The sequence below is a fragment of the Glutamicibacter halophytocola genome, assembly GCF_001302565.1.
In the GTDB taxonomy this organism is placed as follows: Bacteria; Actinomycetota; Actinomycetes; order Actinomycetales; family Micrococcaceae; genus Glutamicibacter; species Glutamicibacter halophytocola.
The window spans coordinates 2,454,225-2,472,980 of record NZ_CP012750.1; the positions used below are offsets into that span (position 1 = coordinate 2,454,225).

General features: G+C 58.5%; 23 protein-coding genes. 12 read left to right on the forward strand and 11 right to left on the reverse strand.

Annotated elements, in window-relative coordinates; genetic code table 11:
* Positions 1-24: 24 nt before the first annotated feature.
* The 3 genes from AOZ07_RS11245 to AOZ07_RS11255 form a co-directional block, all read right to left on the reverse strand.
* Positions 25-792: an isocitrate lyase/PEP mutase family protein gene (locus AOZ07_RS11245; protein ID WP_060702077.1), complete on the reverse strand. Its 768-nt coding sequence runs from the start codon at positions 790-792 to the stop codon at positions 25-27.
* An 83-nt stretch (positions 793-875) separates the two neighbouring features.
* Complete coding sequence (locus tag AOZ07_RS11250) at positions 876-1,364, reverse strand: GNAT family N-acetyltransferase (protein ID WP_060702078.1); 489 nt, start codon at positions 1,362-1,364, stop codon at positions 876-878.
* Positions 1,361-1,891, reverse strand: a complete 531-nt coding sequence (locus AOZ07_RS11255) for a GNAT family N-acetyltransferase (RefSeq protein WP_060702079.1) — start codon at positions 1,889-1,891, stop codon at positions 1,361-1,363. Before AOZ07_RS11255 ends, AOZ07_RS11250 begins: the two co-directional genes overlap by 4 nt.
* A gap of 277 nt (positions 1,892-2,168) precedes the next feature.
* Between AOZ07_RS11255 and AOZ07_RS11260 the strand changes: the two genes are divergently transcribed.
* From AOZ07_RS11260 to AOZ07_RS11270, 3 genes are all read left to right on the forward strand, one after another.
* Positions 2,169-2,465 carry a hypothetical protein gene (locus AOZ07_RS11260; protein WP_060702080.1) on the forward strand — a complete coding sequence of 99 codons (297 nt, stop codon included), beginning with the start codon at positions 2,169-2,171 and terminating at the stop codon, positions 2,463-2,465.
* 124 nt (positions 2,466-2,589) lie between these two features.
* Positions 2,590-3,702 carry a DNA alkylation repair protein gene (locus tag AOZ07_RS11265; protein ID WP_060702081.1) on the forward strand — a complete coding sequence of 371 codons (1,113 nt, stop codon included), beginning with the start codon at positions 2,590-2,592 and terminating at the stop codon, positions 3,700-3,702.
* A 132-nt stretch (positions 3,703-3,834) separates the two neighbouring features.
* Positions 3,835-4,419: a CDP-alcohol phosphatidyltransferase family protein gene (locus AOZ07_RS11270; RefSeq protein ID WP_060702082.1), complete on the forward strand. Its 585-nt coding sequence runs from the start codon at positions 3,835-3,837 to the stop codon at positions 4,417-4,419.
* A gap of 137 nt (positions 4,420-4,556) precedes the next feature.
* Here AOZ07_RS11270 and AOZ07_RS11275 read toward each other — a convergent pair whose 3' ends face one another.
* The gene (locus AOZ07_RS11275) at positions 4,557-5,063 is read right to left on the reverse strand and encodes a 2'-5' RNA ligase family protein (protein WP_060702083.1); all 507 of its coding nucleotides are present in this window, start codon (positions 5,061-5,063) and stop codon (positions 4,557-4,559) included.
* Between the two features lie 367 nt (positions 5,064-5,430).
* Between AOZ07_RS11275 and AOZ07_RS11280 the strand changes: the two genes are divergently transcribed.
* The 4 genes from AOZ07_RS11280 to AOZ07_RS11295 all read left to right on the forward strand — a co-directional run bounded on the left by AOZ07_RS11280 (position 5,431) and on the right by AOZ07_RS11295 (position 9,292).
* Positions 5,431-6,282, forward strand: a complete 852-nt coding sequence (locus AOZ07_RS11280; protein WP_060702084.1) for an alpha/beta fold hydrolase — start codon at positions 5,431-5,433, stop codon at positions 6,280-6,282.
* A gap of 72 nt (positions 6,283-6,354) precedes the next feature.
* Positions 6,355-7,503 carry an acetyl-CoA C-acetyltransferase gene (locus tag AOZ07_RS11285; RefSeq protein ID WP_060703427.1) on the forward strand — a complete coding sequence of 383 codons (1,149 nt, stop codon included), beginning with the start codon at positions 6,355-6,357 and terminating at the stop codon, positions 7,501-7,503.
* 33 nt (positions 7,504-7,536) lie between these two features.
* Complete coding sequence (locus AOZ07_RS11290) at positions 7,537-8,763, forward strand: acyl-CoA dehydrogenase family protein (RefSeq protein ID WP_060702085.1); 1,227 nt, start codon at positions 7,537-7,539, stop codon at positions 8,761-8,763.
* Between the two features lie 64 nt (positions 8,764-8,827).
* Complete coding sequence (locus tag AOZ07_RS11295) at positions 8,828-9,292, forward strand: hypothetical protein (protein ID WP_060702086.1); 465 nt, start codon at positions 8,828-8,830, stop codon at positions 9,290-9,292.
* On the opposite strand, the gene AOZ07_RS11300 is transcribed toward AOZ07_RS11295, so the two are convergent.
* Complete coding sequence (locus AOZ07_RS11300) at positions 9,289-10,122, reverse strand: MBL fold metallo-hydrolase (protein ID WP_060702087.1); 834 nt, start codon at positions 10,120-10,122, stop codon at positions 9,289-9,291. The genes AOZ07_RS11295 and AOZ07_RS11300 overlap by 4 nt on opposite strands.
* A gap of 235 nt (positions 10,123-10,357) precedes the next feature.
* Between AOZ07_RS11300 and AOZ07_RS11305 the strand changes: the two genes are divergently transcribed.
* From AOZ07_RS11305 to AOZ07_RS11315, 3 genes are read left to right on the forward strand one after another with little or no spacing between them, the layout of a single operon-like run.
* Entirely contained in the window at positions 10,358-11,041 is a 684-nt protein-coding gene (locus AOZ07_RS11305) for an MSMEG_4193 family putative phosphomutase (RefSeq protein WP_060702088.1), read from the forward strand.
* Between the two features lie 10 nt (positions 11,042-11,051).
* Positions 11,052-11,579, forward strand: coding sequence for a DUF3090 domain-containing protein (locus AOZ07_RS11310; RefSeq protein ID WP_060702089.1), 528 nt, complete (start codon positions 11,052-11,054; stop codon positions 11,577-11,579).
* Entirely contained in the window at positions 11,576-12,343 is a 768-nt protein-coding gene (locus tag AOZ07_RS11315; RefSeq protein ID WP_060702090.1) for an SCO1664 family protein, read from the forward strand. The genes AOZ07_RS11310 and AOZ07_RS11315 overlap by 4 nt, the downstream gene beginning before the upstream one ends.
* Here the strand turns inward: AOZ07_RS11315 and AOZ07_RS11320 are convergent.
* The 4 genes from AOZ07_RS11320 to AOZ07_RS11335 all read right to left on the reverse strand — a co-directional run bounded on the left by AOZ07_RS11320 (position 12,340) and on the right by AOZ07_RS11335 (position 15,025).
* Positions 12,340-12,870 carry a GNAT family N-acetyltransferase gene (locus tag AOZ07_RS11320; RefSeq protein ID WP_060702091.1) on the reverse strand — a complete coding sequence of 177 codons (531 nt, stop codon included), beginning with the start codon at positions 12,868-12,870 and terminating at the stop codon, positions 12,340-12,342. The two genes, AOZ07_RS11315 and AOZ07_RS11320, sit on opposite strands and share 4 nt — an antisense overlap.
* On the reverse strand, positions 12,867-13,589 hold the full coding sequence (locus AOZ07_RS11325) for a class I SAM-dependent methyltransferase (protein WP_060702092.1): 723 nt from the start codon (positions 13,587-13,589) through the stop codon (positions 12,867-12,869). The genes AOZ07_RS11320 and AOZ07_RS11325 overlap by 4 nt, the downstream gene beginning before the upstream one ends.
* Positions 13,590-13,601: 12 nt before the next feature.
* Positions 13,602-14,027: a VOC family protein gene (locus tag AOZ07_RS11330; RefSeq protein WP_060702093.1), complete on the reverse strand. Its 426-nt coding sequence runs from the start codon at positions 14,025-14,027 to the stop codon at positions 13,602-13,604.
* A gap of 80 nt (positions 14,028-14,107) precedes the next feature.
* Complete coding sequence (locus AOZ07_RS11335) at positions 14,108-15,025, reverse strand: hypothetical protein (RefSeq protein WP_194943652.1); 918 nt, start codon at positions 15,023-15,025, stop codon at positions 14,108-14,110.
* Between the two features lie 41 nt (positions 15,026-15,066).
* Here AOZ07_RS11335 and AOZ07_RS11340 point away from each other — a divergent pair, with 41 nt between their 5' ends.
* On the forward strand, positions 15,067-15,567 hold the full coding sequence (locus AOZ07_RS11340) for a mycothiol transferase (protein ID WP_060702095.1): 501 nt from the start codon (positions 15,067-15,069) through the stop codon (positions 15,565-15,567).
* Between the two features lie 234 nt (positions 15,568-15,801).
* Here AOZ07_RS11340 and AOZ07_RS11345 read toward each other — a convergent pair whose 3' ends face one another.
* Positions 15,802-16,104, reverse strand: coding sequence for a DUF1330 domain-containing protein (locus tag AOZ07_RS11345; protein WP_060702096.1), 303 nt, complete (start codon positions 16,102-16,104; stop codon positions 15,802-15,804).
* A gap of 97 nt (positions 16,105-16,201) precedes the next feature.
* A complete protein-coding gene (locus tag AOZ07_RS11350) occupies positions 16,202-17,209 on the reverse strand; it encodes an AsnC family protein (protein ID WP_060702097.1) in 1,008 nt (335 codons plus the stop codon).
* A 117-nt stretch (positions 17,210-17,326) separates the two neighbouring features.
* Here AOZ07_RS11350 and AOZ07_RS11355 point away from each other — a divergent pair, with 117 nt between their 5' ends.
* Entirely contained in the window at positions 17,327-18,754 is a 1,428-nt protein-coding gene (locus AOZ07_RS11355) for an MFS transporter (protein WP_194943653.1), read from the forward strand.
* The last annotated feature ends 2 nt before the right edge of the window (positions 18,755-18,756 follow it).

Consider the following 18,756-nt stretch of genomic DNA (forward strand, 5'->3'; position numbering starts at 1 on the left):
ACCAAATCCAGCGGTGACTATTCTCTAGCTCTGGCGCCACGCGCTGAGCTGCTGGGAAGAAACTTCGGCCATCCATTTCTGCCATAGCGGCCCGAAACTCACACGCCGCACGCCAAGTTTGCGCAAAGCCGAAAGGTCCCCGGCGGCGTGTGCTGTGACCGGGTGAGCCGTGACATTCACGGGAATCGAGACAGCTTGCACTGCTTGTTCCACCTGATCTGCTGTTGAGAGGGCCACCGGGTAAACGCTGCGGGCACCGGCTTGTTCAAGCAGCTTGATTCGCTCTATAGCTTCAGCCAATGGGTCAGCGAAGTGCTCGGTGAGTTTCACTGCGTCGGTGCGCCCATTGATCACAAAATCCACACCGGCTGCATCCGCGGCTGCTCGAACGCCATGGATGTAGTCTGCATGTTCTTGGCGGGCACGCACGCGTTTGCCCTCCCTGTGCACGACATCTTCAATATTGACCCCCACCGCACCTGCCGCGAATACACGCTCGAACAATTCTTGCGGGCTCAGGCCATATCCGGATTCCACGTCTGCGCTCACGGGCACGTCCACGGCCGAGGTGATGCGCTGGACTACAGCAAGGTAGTCGGCAAAATCCATCTTTTCCCCATCAGCACTCCCGATGGAATCTGCGACCGGATGGCTGCCAATCGTCAAGCTGGCAAACCCGGCATCGGCGGCCAATGCGGCACTGAAGGTATCCCACACTGTGGGCATGACGAGAAGATCACCAGATTCGTGCTGGTTCGCCAGTGTCCGGGCACGTTCTTTAAAATCCGACAAAGCTGCCTCCTGAAGAAAGTGGTTCGAGCCCAGTCTACGGAGCCTGAACCACTTGCCAACAGGTCAACAGCAATTTTTCAGCCTCAGGCTGATGCATACACTTGGTCTAGCGGCTTGACCATAATCAAACACGGGGTCCCAGATCCCCAAAGTTCGGTTTCTTCCAGTGAGAGAAACCCCAGCTTTTCGTAGAATCTTCTCGTCTTGGCATAGCCGGCATCAGGATGCGAAGCACCTAGCGTCTTGACCTGCAACAGCCGCACGTTCCCAGCGAGAGCGTCGCGCTCAATGGCCGCAACAAGTTCGCTGCCGATTCCTAGTCCATGGTGCGCCCGATCCACCACGATCAGGTGAATCTCGATGGCTTGTGGAAAGTGGCGATCTACCAGGGCCACTGCGAGAACCTGCTGCTGGGTGTCGCGAACTGTCCAGGTTTCCTTGGAACTCGCTGCCCGGATGTATTGCGCGTTGGATTCTGGCTGGGCAAACCATTCGGGAACACTGGCTAGCAGTCGCGCAACGTCCTCCGGCACGGGTTCATCACGCTTCGCAATAATTTCGCTGGGAATCACTGGTCCATTGCCCCTTCACCGGAAACAGGCGCATTCAAGGCATAAACCAGTGACTCTTTCCTTCCTCCAACGGCCGGTTCAGTGGCCACCCGGCGCTGGACGAATCTAAATCCAGATTTTTCCAAGACGCGAATGGAGGCAGCATTCCCGGGGTCGCAGGTGGCTTCAACCCTGGTGAGACCCAATTTTTCGAACCCCAGCTTGAGCAGCAAATTTGCAACTTCAGTAGCAAAACCTTGACCCCAATATTCCTGGTTCAGGGTATAGCCCATCGCCCCTGCCCTTTGCGTTTCGCCGGTTCGCCAAATGGCGGCGGAACCTATGACCTTCCCCGCCACCATCACTGCCGCCATGATGCGTCCGGGTTGCCGTTCCATCGCATCGGCGAGGAACTCCCCGGTTTCAGCGAGAGTGTTTGGCCCCCAGGTGCTATAGCGGCAGACCTCGGGATTTGATGTGTAGGCGTGAACAGCATCAAGATCGCTCCTGAGGAATTCTGCGAGCTCGACTCTTCGGCCAATGGCCACAACTTGCCGGGATCCAGCTGGAGCCGATGCCGGTCTTTGCCTGTTTTGGCCTTCAGATCCAGATTTGATGACTCATTCCTTTGGTTTGTCGGGGCGTTTGCGGATGAAGCGCCGCAGCCTGGCGCCAGGTTCGGGGCCGGACCCTATCTGATTCCACAGCTTACCTGTGAGGATATTTCGCAGCTGTTAAGCGCGTTTGAGATTCTGGGTTGTTTTTGGAATCGTGGCACCCACATGCCCTGACCTTGGTATGTCCGCAACCGGAAGGAGAGCCACCGTGCTCGCACTGACCGATCAAGCAGCATCCATCGTGACCGCTATCGTCACCAACCAGTCCGAGGCCGAAAAGGCTGGCCTGCGCATCCACCAGGCAGAAAAGACCAGCACGCCTGAGGAAGCAGCCTTTGCCATTCAGATCGTTCCCGAGCCGGAGGAAACCGATACGGTTATTTCCGGCGAAGGCAGCCCGGTCTACCTTGATGAACTAGTGGCCGACGAGCTAGACGACAAGGTACTGGACGCCGCCGTTGATGAACAGGGAAGCGTCAGCTTCCAAATCCTCGTACAGAACTGACCCACTCTGGCTGGGAACCCCAAATGCTTCCAATGGGAGCCGCCTGTTCTGGCGGCTCCCATTGATTTTGAGGTTCATGTTCTGTTGATTCGCGCATTGCCGGGTTCCGGTAAAGAATGGCCTCATGCCATTTGCCGATCAACTCATTGGCGTTCCTGTCGCCGAGCAACTTATCCGCGAGCTGCAGGACGCTGCCCCTGAGCATGCCTTGAGCTCCCTGAACGCTGCAACAAAAAGCCTGCCTGGTTTGAGTTTGCGGGAACGCTCAGATGCACTGCGCGACGGGCTGCTGGCGGACTTCCCTGAGAGCTACTCCCAGCTCGCCGAGGTCATCAAGACAGCAGCACATGAATCGCCGTCCTTCACCGGTTGGATGATCTGGCCTGTCACCTCGGCCCTGGCCACTCGTGCAGCGCGTGAAAATACGCAGTCCGCGTTCGAGGATGCAATGGACATGATGGCCTTGCTCACCCCTCGCTTGAGCTCAGAATTCGCAATCCGGGTCCTGCTTAAACACGATCTTGCGGCAGCCCTGCGTTTTGCACAGCAATGGACTGCCTCGCCCGATGAGCATGTGAGGCGGCTGGCCAGTGAAGGCACCCGCCCGTATTTGCCATGGGCTGCTCGTGTCCCGCAAATCATCAAGAATCCCACGCTCACCATTCCAGTCTTGGACGCCCTGTACCGAGATCCAAGCGAGTACGTTCGACGTTCGGTCGCAAATCATCTCAATGATCTGAGCCGCCACGATCCCGAGCTGGTCCTGCACACCGCACAGCGTTGGTTGCGGGCTGCAGATTCGACCACTTTGGCCGTGGTGAAACACGGACTTCGGACCCTGGTCAAGCGCGGTAATCCTGAAGCCTTGGCATTGCTCGGCTTTGGCACCCCGACCGTGGAGACCGACGGTCCGCACATTGCCCAACCGCAGGTGCCGTGGGGCGCAGAGGTCACTTTCACCGCGACCGTGCGCAACACCGGCACTGAGCCAATGCCCCTTGCCATCGACTACGTGCTGCACCACCGCAAGGCCAACGGATCAACAACTGCCAAGGTTTTCAAGCTCACCACACGCACCCTGTCCCCCGGCGAAGAATTGGAGATCAATCGGTCCCATTCGTTCAGGGCGATTACCACCCGGCGCTATTACCCCGGCACCCACTCGGTGGCCCTTCAAGTCAATGGGTTGCCTACCGGAAAAACAGAGTTTGAGCTGATGGCTGCTTTAACCGACTAGCGGCATTGTCGAGCCATCCGCGCATGGAGGGCAACTGGCGGTGACGAGCAGGTTTTTGTCGAGCGCTTCTCTTGTATTTTTGCCTCCAGTAGACGATCGTTCATGTTAGGAGCAAAGGAGCGCACCGTGGCCATGGAAGCAGCAAGTCGCAACGATTGGGCCACTGTCCCGAACGCGATCACGCTGCTTCGCTTCTTCCTTGTCATCCCAATCTGCATTTTTTTGATCTCTGATACACGTCCGACATTAACTGCAGTACTATTGCTGGCCTTTGGGCTCAGCGATTGGGTGGACGGGTTTATTGCTCGCAAATTTTCCCAAGTCTCGCGCCTGGGCATATTGCTTGATCCCATAGCTGATCGCCTGGGCATTGTCGCTATCGCTGTGGCCCTCGTTGCCGGTGGATTCATCCCAGTGTGGATCGGTGTGGTGATTTTCTTTACCGACTTGGTCTTGCTCTGCGCCTACTTTTTCCTGCGGTTGAGCGAACCGCCAAGTTCAACTCTCCTCGGCAAGTTCCGGACAGCATTGATCATGCTGGGACTGGCCTTCGTCGCGGCCGGACGAATTGACCAACTCTCCATCTTCTATGTTCCAGGCATCTATATCCTCTATGCCGGGGCACTGCTGCACATCGTGGTGGGATTCGGCTACCTCCGGTACATGCGAAGTGAAGCCAGAACCGCCAACCGCCCCGGCGAAGAGACCAAGCCCTAGGGGTCTATGCGGTGCCCATGCCCCGGCAGGAAATGTGGAACGAGAATAGGCACTTCAGCGTCCGCCGCTCGGATCTTGAACTCGCGCTTGCACCGCCACAGGACATCGATGCGAAATGATCCGATCCTGTTGCTGGATTATTCTCCGGCCAACAGGGTCAATTGCTGGATTTTGGGTTTCCACAACCCCGCCCGTTTTGCAGTGAACTCCAGCTGATGCTCGCTCCCCAGCTCATCTAGCGCCCTGACGTAATCCGGGACTATTTCTCTCGGAATCCGCAGTCCCATGGTGAGGTGCGGTATCCACCGTGGACCGCGCCCATGGATATTCAGCGCGCTGATTTCCCTGGCTGCGATTTCAAGGTCATCGGTGGTTTCCATGAGCCACGCAACGGTCTGCTTGCGCTTGGTTCCAAAAACCACTGTGCCAACGCGTCGAAGACTAGCCGGAACGGCCGCTGGAAGCAGTTGAGCTGCACGCCGCGCGACTTCATCAGATAGTTCCGGTGCAAAGGTGATACTGATGTGCGGAGTTTGATTTTGCCTAGGAAATCCACGCGATTCCAGGTCAGCAAAGATTCCCCGAAGCTGCTCTTCTTCCTGCGCTTCCAGGTACAACAGAATATTCTCAGGTGATCTGCTCATCGTCCTACATCCGGCTACGCATTGCAGCGGTAGCGTCCTTCGGCCATCTGACGAGCTCCTTCATCCGTGGGACCGTAATTTGCAATCTTTTCATTCCACGCCGCAAGTTCTTGAACAAAACTACGCCCAGCGTTCACGGAAACCTGTCGGCGCATTTGCTGCCGAGAACAAGGCAGCTGGCTCATGGTTCCCCTGCTGTGATGATAGCAAGCACCCGGAGAGCGGAAAGTGCAAGGAATGCCGCGGCCCGTTGGTTGACGGTGCGGCCGATCAGGGACAGGATGAGCCTTGGAAGCACCGCTTCCAAAGACATCGGACGACCCCAGGCAGCCGCAAATTCGCAATCATCCAATGAGGTGCTCCAGACATGGCAACATATGCAATCAATGGTGTTCAACTAGGCGCGGAAAGCTTTGGCGACCCCGCCGATCCCCTCGTGCTATGCGTTGGCGGGACGACCATGCTCTCGTGGCCTGATCCGCTGTGCGAAGCGCTGTCCTCTTCCGGCCGGCACGTGGTCCGCTACGACCTGCGAGATAGTGGCCAATCGACAACGCTGGACCCGATGAATCCCTCATATACCTTGCGCGATCTGGCCAACGATGCTGCATCGCTTGCCCAGGCCTTGGACCAGCGGCGGGCACACCTGGCCGGCATCGGTGTAGGTGGCATGGTTGCGCAAGTTGCCGCCTTGGAGCATCCCGAAGCGTTCTCGGCGCTCACCCTGTATGGGACACGGCCTGTCGCACCAGGCCCGGTAGATGACGATCTTCCGGATCATGACCAAGCCACCATAGGCCAATTGTTTTCTCGCCCGATGCCGGATTGGGCCGATCGCGAGGCAGTGGCCGAGCATGCTGCGCAGGCCGCCAGCATCTTGGGCAATGATCCACACGAGGCCCGGCGCCTGTCAGCGCGCATTTGGGACCGCACGCCAGATCCTTCCGCGTCCATCCACATGGCCAACCAGCTTGGCATGGTCTTTTCACGGCTCGACTGCACTCCGCGTTGGCGCGAACGCCTCGGCGAGATCACGCAATCAACGCTGGTAGTCCACGGAGCCAAGGACCCGTTCTTTCCAGCCGGCAACGGGCAGGCCTTGGCACGCGAGATTCCCCAGGCCAGATTGCTTGTGCTGGAGCAGGCATCTACTGCGCTTCCTGGGCCAGCGGTTTCCCAGGTCGCCCAGGCAATGCTTGAGCTGACCGCCCTGCCCTAGACAATGGCCACGCTCTTGGGCATTGTTGTTCAAGCAACCACCAATGACTTGAGCATTTTCTGGAGGAACCTCATGGCCGAGGCTTACATCATCGATGCATTGCGCACTCCAGTAGGACGGCGCGGAAAGTCGCTCGCGGATCTGCATTCATTGGATCTCGCTGCGGCTCCGCTCGCCGAACTTGTCCAGCGCAATAACGTTGATTCCAAGGAATATGACGAGATCATTCTCGGCTGCATCGACCAAGTTGGCCCGCAAGCCATGGACATCGCTCGCAACGCATGGCTCGCTGCCGGGCTGTCCGAAGAAGTCCCGGGAACCACTGTGGAACGCCAATGCGGCTCCGGCCAACAGGCAGTCTCCAATGCGGCCCAAGCGGTGATGAGCGGCAGCAGCGATCTTGTGGTGGCTGGCGGTGTCCAATCGATGTCCAGCATCCCGCTTTCCTATTCCAACTCCGCAGCTGCAGATTTCGGATTCCCGGACCCTTATCGCGGTTCCAAGCTCTGGGCCACCCGCTACGGCGATCAGGAGATCTCGCAGTTTCGTGGTGCGGAAATGATGACCAAGCATTGGGGATTATCGCGCGAACAGCTCGAGGACTTCGCTGTCGGCTCCCACGAACGGGCGCTCAAAGCCCAGGCGCTTGGATACTTTGACCGTGAGATCCTGGCTCTGGGCCAGTTGCAGGCGGATGAAGGCCCCAGGGCTGTGGATCGCGGCAAGATGGCCAGCTTGTCCCCCATAGTCGAAGGCGGACTGCATACAGCTGCCACTGCTTCGCAAATGTCTGATGGCGCGGCCATGCTCCTGATTGCCTCGGAAGCCGCGGTCAAGCGATACGGCTTGAAGCCACGAGCTCGCATCCACCATGTTTCCGCGCGGGGCGATGATCCAATCATGATGCTCTCAGCACCAATTCGCGCCACCAAATATGCGCTGGAACGCACGGGCATGTCTTTAAAGGACATGGACCGCATTGAAATCAATGAAGCGTTCGCAGCGGTCGTCCTGGCATGGCAGAAGGAAACAGGCGCGGACATGTCCAAGGTCAATGTCAACGGCGGTGCCATCGCCCTAGGCCATCCCATCGGCGCCACCGGGGCCCGCTTGATGACCTCGTTGCTGCATGAGCTGGAACGCAGCGGCACCAAGTGGGGCCTGCAAACGATGTGCGAAGGTGGCGGGCAGGCAAACGTCACCATCATTGAACGGCTATAGCGTTGCGCCGGAGCGGAATCATCTGCGGGCCATATGCGCCGCGGGGAAAGGGCAGAAATCGTGACCACTGATCCTTGGAAAACCTACGACCTGAGCCAGCCGCTGGACACCGACTATCTATCGGCCTTCGCAGGAATCACCCCGGCGGACCGGGGCCATTGGCAGCGGGCCCGGCTATTTGCCCAGGAAGCCATCCCGGTCATCAATGGGCACTGGGAAGCAGCGCACTATCCAACGGAATTGGTCCGGCGGATGGGCGAGTTGGATCTGCTGACCGATGGCCTGGAGATTCCCGGTCATGCGGTGTTCTCCCCGCTTGCCGCAGGCCTGGTGGCCATGGAGATTTCCCGGGCGGACGGATCGATGGCCGCCGCCGCCGGAGTGCAGGGTGGACTGGTTCTGCGCAGCTTGAAGCTCTTCGGCACCGCGGAACAACAAGAGCGCTATCTCGAACCGGTCGCCACCGGAACACTCCTGGGCGGATTTGCGCTCACCGAGCCACACCATGGTTCTGACTCCGTGAGCTTGGAAACCAGCGCTCGCTTGCAAGGCGACCAGTGGATTCTCAACGGCCACAAGAAATGGATTGGCAATGGAGCAGCGGGCGGCATCACCATTGTGTGGGCCCGGGACCAAGCCGACGGGCAAATCAAGGGATTCATCGTTGAGCAGCAAGCTCCGGGATATGAGGCCGCCCCCGTTCGCGGCAAGGGCGTGCTCAGGGCCATCGAGCAAGCGGAGATCAGGCTCCACGAGGTGCGCGTGCCGCGTTCTGCCCTGCTGGCCAACGCGGTTTCATTCAAGGATGTATCGAAGGCGCTGGTTGATACCCGGGTCAACGTGGGCTGGTCGGCGCTGGGCCACGCATTATTTGTATTTGAAGCCGCGCTTCAATATGCCAAGCAGCGCGAACAGTTCGGCAAGGCGCTGGGCGCCCATCAAATGGTGCAAGAACGCCTGGCACAAATGCTCGCGGAGCTGACCAACATGCAGCTGCAGTGTGCCGCGGTGGCAGCCGAACAAGCCGCAGGCAGGCTTCGGCCGGCACAGGCTTCATTGCTCAAGTACCACAACACCCGTGCCGCCCGGCGCGTCGCGGCGACGGCGAGGGACATGCTCGGCGGCAACGGGATACTGCTGGAAAACCATGTGATCCGCCATGTGGGGGACATCGAAGCGCTGCATACCTATGAAGGCACCGAATCGGTGCAGGCGCTGATCTTGGGCCGCGATCTGACCGGGATGAGCGCGTTCGGCTGAAACCGCCAGCCTTGGTCGCCTACGATGAGCTGTACCGTCGAAGTTCTAGTGCAAAGGATTGAATGTGGCATATCTGGTTGATTTCAAGGATGTCTCCACCGAGGGGTTCGAATCCTCCCCCGTGGCCCAGGCCCTTGCCGGATTGCGGGCAAATGAGGCCCGCTATCTGAAAAACAAATTCGATCACGACCTGGTGCTTGAAGACGCCTCGGATGCCGACGGCGTCATCGCATGGGTCCACAACATCTTGGCCGAGGAACGCGATCTCCACATCGCTTCCCGCCCCTTGCAGGCCTGCGTTTTTGAAGCCGACGGAGCCAAGCGCGCCTACGTCTTCTACGAGTCGGGGCTGTCCATCAACGTGCTCTACGGACTTGCCGACGGGGAAAAGCGTGCCGTGGGGTTCAAGCTGTCTGATGGCATGGAGGTTCCCGAGGAGCTCGCCGACAAATTCAAGTTCGCGCGCCAGAAGTCCAAACTGGCCGGCACCGTCCGCGGATCCTACTTCGTCATCAAGAACGAGTACTAGTCCCCCAGCTGGGCGTATACGTCTTGGACCGCTTCGCGCAGGAATTGAGCTGGCCAGATTTGCAGCAAGCCCGCAGAAAATCGGATCTTCCCGGCCGGGATCTCTTGCGCGTGGGCGGCGCTCAATTCATCGGCGAGCAGTTCAAGCTGCTGCTGTTGCCGAACAACAAAAGCGCGATCCACCGGCGTGCCATGCCCAGGAATAATGGCATCGGACTCGCCGATCCGCTCCAACAGGGATTCGAGGACCTGTGGCCATCCCAGCGGATGCGCGCCGGATCCGAACATCGGCGGTCCTGATTCTTCAATGATGTCGCCGAGGAACCAGATCCCTGCATCCGGGATGCGCACTGCAAGATCCGTATCGGTATGGCCCGGCGCCAGCGGCAACAACTCGATTTCCCGGCCTCCCGGGCAAATGGTGGTTGGCGCTTGGACCGGGACGGTGGGCGGGGTGAGAACCACCTCCTGCCACGACTTGTCAGGCTCCGTGCCGGGATGGTTCTTGACCTTGTCCAGATGGGGTTTCTCGTAGTTCGCATAGTGCCGGGCAATCAAATGGTGCCCATAGATGGGGATGCCTTCGGCCTTGAAGACCTGGTTGCCGAAACTATGGTCGTAGTGGGCGTGGGTATTGATGGCGGCCATGATGGGCAGGGAGAAGCCTTCGGCCACATCCTCGATGATCGCCAATGCCTCCGCGGGATTATTGCGAGTATCAATCACCACGGCTCCGGTGGGTCCCAAAACCAGTCCGATGGAAACATCCAGCGGGTCATAGCGCCGCTGGAATACGCCATTGCCTACTTCAATCCACTGGCCATTGCCCATGTCCGCTCCCCTGATGTGGCCTACTGCCCACCACGTCGCGCAGCTTGGTGAACCAGATCTGATACTAGCGCGGTTTCTGCCACCTGTCCTTGCGTGCTCTTGCTGATTCGCCCGCGGGAGGACAGTGCTCCTGGGCCGCTGCGAGGCGGTTTCGACTTGGGGTGCGCTTTTTCGCAACAGGGCGGAATACCGGCAAAATCTCGCATGGCTTCTGCCAGATGGCTAGGCTGGGATCATGGCCACAGTAATTCTTGTGCGGCACGGCCGCACTACCGCCAACGCCTCTGGTGTTCTGGCCGGACGAGCCCCTGGAATAAGCCTCGACGAAACCGGCAAAACGCAGGCCGCAAGAACTGCGCTGCGGCTGGCCGATGTGCCTTTGGCAGGTATCGTTTCAAGCCCGCTGGAACGGTGCCAGCAAACAGCCCAGCACATTATCCAAGCGCAAAGGAACGCTCCAGGACTGCTGCTTGCACCAGAACTCACCGAGTGCGATTATGGCACCTGGCAAGGCAGCGCCCTGGCCGAGCTTTCCACCCAGGCTTTGTGGTCCCAGGTGCAGGCCAACCCCTCTGCAGTCACTTTCCCGCAGGGCGAGTCGATGGCGGGCATGCAAGCACGGGCCGTTGCCGAGATACGGCGCCTTGACGCCGGATTCGAGGCGGAACATGGAACTGGGGCGGTGTGGGTTGCCGTGAGCCATGGCGATATCATCAAGTCGGTACTGGCTGATGCGTTGGGCATGCACTTGGACCTGTTCCAGCGCATCAACGTCGGCCCGGCATCTGCATCGATTGTCCACTACGGTTCGGGTTCGCCTCGTGTGCACTCGGTTAATACTGACGGCGGGGACCTGTCTTGGCTGGCCCCGGGATTGCAAGCAGCTGACGCCCCTGTGGGTGGCGGAGCAGGAAACTAAGGAAGCAGACATGGCGAGCGAAGTCCACGAATTCAACTGGCCGGATCGAGTAGTCATTGGCACCATCGGCGAGCCCGGTTCCCGCACCTTTTATCTGCAAGCGCGCACCGGATCAGACATGACCAGCATTGCCCTGGAAAAGCAGCAGGCAGCTGTCGTCGCAGAAATGATCGATGAGATTCTCGACCAGGTCGCGACCGTTGCGGGGAATTCTTTCAGCGTTCCGACCCATACTCCGGTGGAGCTGGTGGATAACGATCCGCTGGAAGAGGTCGACGAAGCCTTCAGGGTCGGGTCTATGAACCTGGGATGGGATGCCACCGTGGCCCAGGTGGTGCTGGAAGCATTTTCCCTTGACGAAGCGCATCCCGACGACGAGCCCGAGGCCGTCATGCAGGTGCGCATGCCAGTGGGCACGGCGCGGGCCTTTGCCATGCGCACCCACGAAGTTGTTGCCGCAGGCCGTCCGGTCTGCTCGTCGTGCGGCTATCCAATTGATCCAGAGGGACATACTTGCCAGGACTCTGAGCTTTCATGACCCAGCCGGATCTGCTCGCCGGTGAACTCGAACTCACCGGCCGTATCACCACGGCATCCAATGCCACCTTTTTGGGCACCATCGGTGGGTTGAGCGTGGTCTACAAGCCCATTGCCGGTGAAAAGCCGCTCTGGGATTTCCCGCAGCACACCCTGGCCAACCGGGAAGTTGCCGCCTACCTCGTCTCCGAGGCGCTGGGCTGGAACCTTGTTCCGAAGACCTGGCTGCGCGATGGCCCCTTTGGCGAAGGCATGGTGCAGCTTTGGCAAGAAGTGGACTCCGAGCAGCATGCGGTGGATCTCGTGGCCACCGGCAATCTCCCCGCCAAAGGCTGGAAGACGGTCTTGCACGGGCAAGACGACATCGGGCGCCAGGTGAGCCTGCTACATGAGGACACCGCTGTCCTGCGCCGGATGGCGGTCTTCGACATCGTGGCCAATAATGCGGACCGCAAGGGCGACCACGTGCTGGCGATGCCTGACGGCCACCGTTATGGAGTAGACCATGGGCTGAGCTTCCATGATGAGCACAAGCTTCGCACGGTGCTTTGGGGGTGGATTGGCCAGCCGCTGGACGACGAAGAACTCTCCGGCATTGACCGGGTCAATACCGCATTGGGCTCAACGCTGGGCGAGAAATTGGGCAAGCTGCTCAGCGATGTGGAGCTCGAAGCTTTGCAGCAGCGGTGCCTGTTGCTTCGCCAGGATGCCCGCTTCCCCGGCCCGAGCGGTGATATGCCCGCGGTTCCCTGGCCGCTGTTCTAGATAGGCCCGGCTGATGCCTCTGCGCCGCAGCCAAGCTTTCGGCGCCAGATCCGCGAGGCGGATTCCACAGTCCCCTGTCGATGGGGTGCCACCTGGCTCGTGGGCTGATAGCCCATCTTCTTCCAGAATGGTTCAGCCACGTCCGCATTTGTATCCACAATGGCCAGCCGAAGGCAGCACAGGCCTTCGGCTCTGCACAACTCCGTGACGATGGCTTCATGCAGACTTCGTCCAAGCCCCTCGCCAACCCGCTCGGAGTCGGCCATGAGCAACCCGATATGCGCGGTCCCCGGCTCGGGCCAGCCAATGATGACATCTGCGAAGGCCAGCAATCGGTTGCCTTCCCACAATCCATAACCACGCTTCTGGGCGGCAACAGCGTTGGGTGGCAGCGCCGTGAGCGCTTCCTGCGCTGCTCCGGGCTCAACGCCATGGCCCTGGATGCGCACTGCATAGCCTGCGTTGGATTCAATGAGCCGTTGCAAAGCGCGCGCATCCTGAAGTCCGACGAGCCCGAACACGCTCATGCTGCCCTCGCTTCAAAAATCATGACCGTTTGGCTTCCGTCAAATGGTGTCCGGTTCCAGTCACCCCAGATTGCATCGACCTTGAATCCAGCTGCCTGCAGCTGGACTTCCAGTTGTGCGACGGTGCGGAAAGCTAGCACCAGGTCTTCATGCACTGTCGCTCCCGTGGTCGCGAATTTCGAGAATGATTCGAGGAGTATCTTCCCTTCGCTGAGTTCTTGAACCTGGCACCATTCAGTCACCGGTCCAAATGGCGTGCTTCTGGTGGATGGCTCTTCGCGCGCCCAGGATTCCCACGCTCGTCGTTCCGGGTTTCGGCTCTCAAAGGCGAGGACAGATCCGGAGGACAGGCTGCGCCTCAAATCCTGCAAGGTTCGTTCCCACTGCGGGTCCGGAATGTGCTGCACCACGTTACCCGTCATGACCGCCAAGTCGAACAGCCCATGCTCAAGGGCGCTTGAGTCGCCCTCGACCCATAGGACTTCGCTGGCGCCAGATCGCTGGCGGGCATAGTCAAGCATGGCCGGCGATGGATCCATGCCCACGACTTCACACCCTTCCTGCGCCAAGGTGACGGTGAGAATTCCAGTGCCGCAACCGAGATCCAAAATGCGCTGCACGCCAGGCTGAACGGCGAGGGATCGGTAGTAGTCATGGTCTGGCCCGTCAGGATTTTCTCCGTCGTACAACGCGACAATTCGAGGGTCGTAATCAGCCAAGTAATTCTCGATTCATTGGTTGTCATGCACCTCGCTGTCGGGCGAATTTGGCGATGTCGAAGGAGCCATGATTTCGATGCGGTTCCCGAAACCGTCGCGGGCATGAAATCGAATATACCCTTCGAAAGATTCCCGCTCTGCCCACGAGATCTCAAAGCCGCCTGACTTGATCCGATGTGCTGTGGCCTCTAGCTCCGCCAAGGAATCGCACACGAGTCCAGGATGGGCTTTGCGGGCGGGCAGGAATGGCTCCTCTACACCGAGATGGATTTCGGCGACGATGACGTCGCCGTCATAGGCCCGAAACCAGCAGCCGCCGCGGCCTGCCAGGGCTTCAGGCTTATCCACCTCATGAAGCCCCAGGGCTTGGGCATAGAATCGGCGGGCTTCTGCTTCTTGCCCCTGCGGCATAGAGACTTGTACATGATGCAGTTTCACTTCTTGCTCCAAACCGCTCGTTAGTGAGTGATGCCAGTTGGCTTGTCCAGACAGCTTAGGTCCGCGAATTCCAGCAGGTACTAGCGTTTGAAAAATTTCCGCATTCTCATGATTAGCCCCTCTGCCCGCTGACTCTGTTGGTGCCGCAAGTCCCGTGCCGCTTCTTCTGCATACTCCAGTGCATAGTCATCCTGGCCATCAAAAGCCTGCAGAGCTTCGCTCAGATCCCCAATGACGAGTAAATCAATATGGATTCCGGTGATTCGATCCTGCGCATCCCTCGTCTCCAGCACCGGAAATACCCTCCCGGGGCGGGCGATGAGAATTGCTATATTCTCTGCATCTGCTGCCTTGGGCAATCGAGTGAAGAGCGAGCCGAGCGGACCATCGATTTCCGTATCCATGCGGTCGAACCACCCGGTGCCATCGCTCGGTGAAATCACCGAATCGAACCAGGTTCCAGGATCATCGGGCATGGCCCGAACGATGGCTTCGGCGTCCACCATTGCAACACTGGACATCTGCGACGAAGGTATTCCCTGAAGACCAGGCATCACCGCTACGCCCTCGACCGGGCGGACGCCACGTTCTGAACCGTCGGTGGCAAAAACCGCGGGATGGATCGAGGCGGTGGGATCACCGGACAGCATCAGGCTCAGGTAGGCTGGCCTGCTCATCGCCAGATCATAGATTTCTGGAACCCGCGCAATCGTTGCTACCACCTTGTAGTCTCCCGGAGGGATGGTGAGCAGGCCGGGGTCCTGCAGATATAGCGGATCGCAGAGGGCCAGTTTGCCCGAGCGTACGCAAAGCGTTCCGAGTACACGCGTTTCGAGCGTTGCCGGTTGGCCGTCGGGCAGCCTGAATACGCCTGTGCGCAAAGCGAATAATCCGTCGGGGCCCATCGCCATCCTTCCTCGTCCATTCCGTGTTTCAGGAAGCACTGTCGCCAGGTTCAGCGTACCTCTCCCCATGGTCTCCGGGCTTTCGGAGTTCAACTTTCATGGCCAAGGATCCAGTACGCGTGCAGAATAGGCTTATGAACATTACGGATGTCTTTGCCGATTTCGCCCAGCGCCCCGTCGAGGCTGCCCGCGACCTCCCGGCGCTTTCCGCCGAGCAGCTCAATGCCCACCCAGCCGGGCACCCCAACTCAATCGCTTGGCTGCTGTGGCACGCAGGAAGGGAAATCGACGTTCAGCTCGCCCACCTGAGCGGAGGAAACGAAGTCTGGGAATCCTACCGCGGCCAATTCGGCTTGGGTGAACTCGGCGATTCTGTTGGGTACGGCCATTCAAGGGATCAGGCCCATCAAATCCAGGTTCCAGATCAGCAGTTGCTAGTGGACTACGTTCAAGCCTGCCTGCACGCTCTGATTGAGTACACCGGAACACTCTCAGAAGAAGACCTGGACGAGGTGATCGACCATGGCTGGGATCCCCCGGTGACTCGTGGAGTGCGCCTGGTCTCCCTCGTTGATGATGCCACCCAGCACGTCGCCCAGGCCGCCTACGCGGCCGGTGCTGCTGCAGGGCAATAGCCGAAACTGTGCTGCACGAGCGCTGATGGTTACCACCAAGCGCCCAGGAAACCGCAATTGCCACCTGGACTTTTCAGAGCTCTTCAAATCCTGCTGTTTATGCCCGGCATCAACGGGGCAGTTGAATTCATCGGTCCGTGTAGGACGGGAACACTTGCGCTGCCCTCGGTCAAAGAAGAAATGGCACCCGGCCTCGGCCAGCTGGAAACCTCGGCCAGCGATCCATGGCTACCGTCAAGCGAGAAAATCAATGGGAAAGAGCTCGGTCCTGCTCACCACACGATCCCGTTCTTCGGACAGCGCAAGCCTGCGAGGATCCGAGAGATAGGAATCAAATGATGACTGCGAAGGAAAGCGGAAGATCTGCACCTCGCCAGGTGCGGCCGCGTCAGATATGCTCTGGACGCGTTGCACCACCTGTCCCCCGTGCTCCGGAATCAGTGCCAGCACTCGATCCTCATACGCCTGAAGACCCGCAGCTTCACCGTCGCGTGCCCACAACAAGCAGCAAAGGCTCAGCCCATTGATATTGCTCATGGCCCAAGCATAGCCTCCGCGCAATTCCGTGGTGCGAGGTGGAATGCGAGCAAACGCGACGCAGCTATTGCCCTCTATTCGGCGAGGTTTTGCATATTCATAGCAACGGTATTGCTATACATCCGACGCGACGCCCAGCATCATCGAGAATCTGTCCACCACGCTTGAGTGTTTTCAAAGCGACAAATCGTTCTTGGACAAAACTTTGTGGCGCTAGCTTCTGAACGGTCATCTCGTGTTCATGGGCAGCCTTGAAATCACGTAGCCAGAAAGTGGCCGCGAGATTCGAGGAGGCAATCATTCTCGCGCTAACTCTGCACGCTGGGTCATTTGCAAGTATCTGCCCAACGCGGTCGACATCAGCGGGCGGGACAGACCAAATTATGTTGAAGTCCTGCAACCCAGCGCTAGTCAGCCTGCCGCTATCGCATCGAAACGCTATAAACCCGCTGGCTATCAGTTTTTGCACGCGTCGTTGAACTGTCTGAGCTGACACTGAGAGCATTTGGGCTAGGTGCTGCCAACTCTGCCGGGCATCAACGAATAACATTTTGACGATCTCAGAGTCTAATTCGTCCGGTCGAAAGTAAGGCAGGTCCGCGGATTCCGAATCAGAGATTTGTTGTTTTTCTGCCACGGCCAATGTTCCGCTGCTCCACTCGTTCGCTTGGCGATAGATTCGTGAAATAGGGCTAATGTGCCGGCTTCGCACCCCTGGCAGATTCCGCAAGGTCGTCTGGAGCTTTTCCATTCCCGCATTGTGCGATGATGCAAAACAGTCAATGTGGAATTGACGATGATGAGTAATGAGCGCCACGGTTCCAAACGCGGGCTCAGCACAGAGCGCTTCGGCGAGTTCCTCTTCCCGTTCTGGTTCGCATTCAATAGTCATGAATGCCGACCAGCCAGTTTCCAAAAACCGTGCACCCGGGATGACCGTGGTCCAGGCAAGACCCTCCGACTGCAGGAATTCCCAGCGCCGTGCAACCGTGGAGCTGGATACCCCTAGAACAAGGGCAAGCTTGCTGAATTCGACCCGCGGATGGACTTCCAGGGAGCCCAAAATCGCAAGATCCAATTCTGACCCGATGGAAGATTTTTGCATTGGAGCGACCCTTTTTGGATGAAAGCGAACATTTCACCGAACGTTCACGGCCCATTTTTACACTTGTGATGGCAGGCACACAAGTTGCTTTGCCTCAATTCAAGGTTGGGAATGTTAATGGGCAAAGCGGTCCAGCTCACCACCAAAGTTGCCCCTAAGGGCACTTTTATCGGGCTAATGGCACTACTAATCACAATCGAGTCCCTCAGCGGAGTTGTACAAGGTTTTCTCAACCCGATACTTCCCGCGTTGGGTCCCGTGTTCGATATCGATGCCCCCACGATCAACGGAATTTTCCTTATCGCCAACGTGAGCTTCGCGGTTCTGACACCCTTGATTTCACGGCTGGGCGATAGGTTCGGATACAAGCGAGTCCTGCTGGCATCCACCGTACTCGTTGCGGCAGGAGTCGGGCTGCTTTCGTTTGTCCCAAGTTTGATCGCAATCATTGCTGGCGTCATTCTGATCACATGCGTCGTGGGATTCATTCCGCTGATGATGGGCATTCTGCGACTCACGCGCCCGGATGAAACGCGTCGAGGCGTCAGCTACCTGATCGGCACCCTCATGATCATGGTCGGGATCGGAGGCTTGGTGGCAGGCGTCTTAGGAGCGGTAGATCCATTGCGCGGCTTCTGGATCGGGATCCCCTTCGCCGTAGCAGCAATCATCTGCGCGTTGCTCTTGCCCGATACTCCCAATCCGGCAAAAGAACCGATCGCCGCGCTGCCCATGATTAGCTGTCTTGTTGGGATCATCCTGTTCATGACAGGCCTCTCCATGGCACCCGACTGGGGGTGGGGCTCCTGGCGAACTCTTGTTTCCATAGTTCTAGGGGCTGGGTTATTAGCCGCATGGGCGTTGATGGATTCACGGCCTCGCGACGAGGTGCGACGCTTTACCGATCTGAGAATGCTCAAGTTGCGGTCTATTCGGAGCGTATCCATTGCAACTTTTTTCTTTGGGTTTGCTTCGATTAGCTACTTCGGCACCAATGGGCTGGTCCTGCATTCCGATCGGTCTTCAACGGGCTATGGTTTTGATTTTTCGCCCATGATTATCGCCGTCATTCTCGCGGTGACATCCCTGTTCTCTTTGTTCTCCTCACTGAGCGCAGGGCCGATCATGAATCGGATTTCCGAACGAGTGGCGCTGGTTTCATCTGGGCTTCTTCTGGCCGGCGGATTCGTGGTGTTCCTGGTCGCTGGGAACACGCTGATTGGGTACTTTATTGGTTTCAGCATTTTCAATTTGGCCCTGGGATCTTACCAAAGTGCAACACGTGCCCTCAGCGTTGAGGGAGTTCCCGTAGAGGAAACATCGTCAGCTGCTGGAATTAATGAACTGGCATTGTCTGTGGGCATCGCCTGCGGTGCCGCCGTCATCAAAATGCTGTCCAGCATGAATGTCGATGCACAAGGCGCTATTACCGAACAGGGTATTCACCTCATTTGGGCCACCCTCGCAGTAGCCTCAGTCGTTGCCGCAGTTGCAGGCAGTCGCTTCCCTAAACGTCAATTCACACGTCCCATTCGACAGGCCTGAGG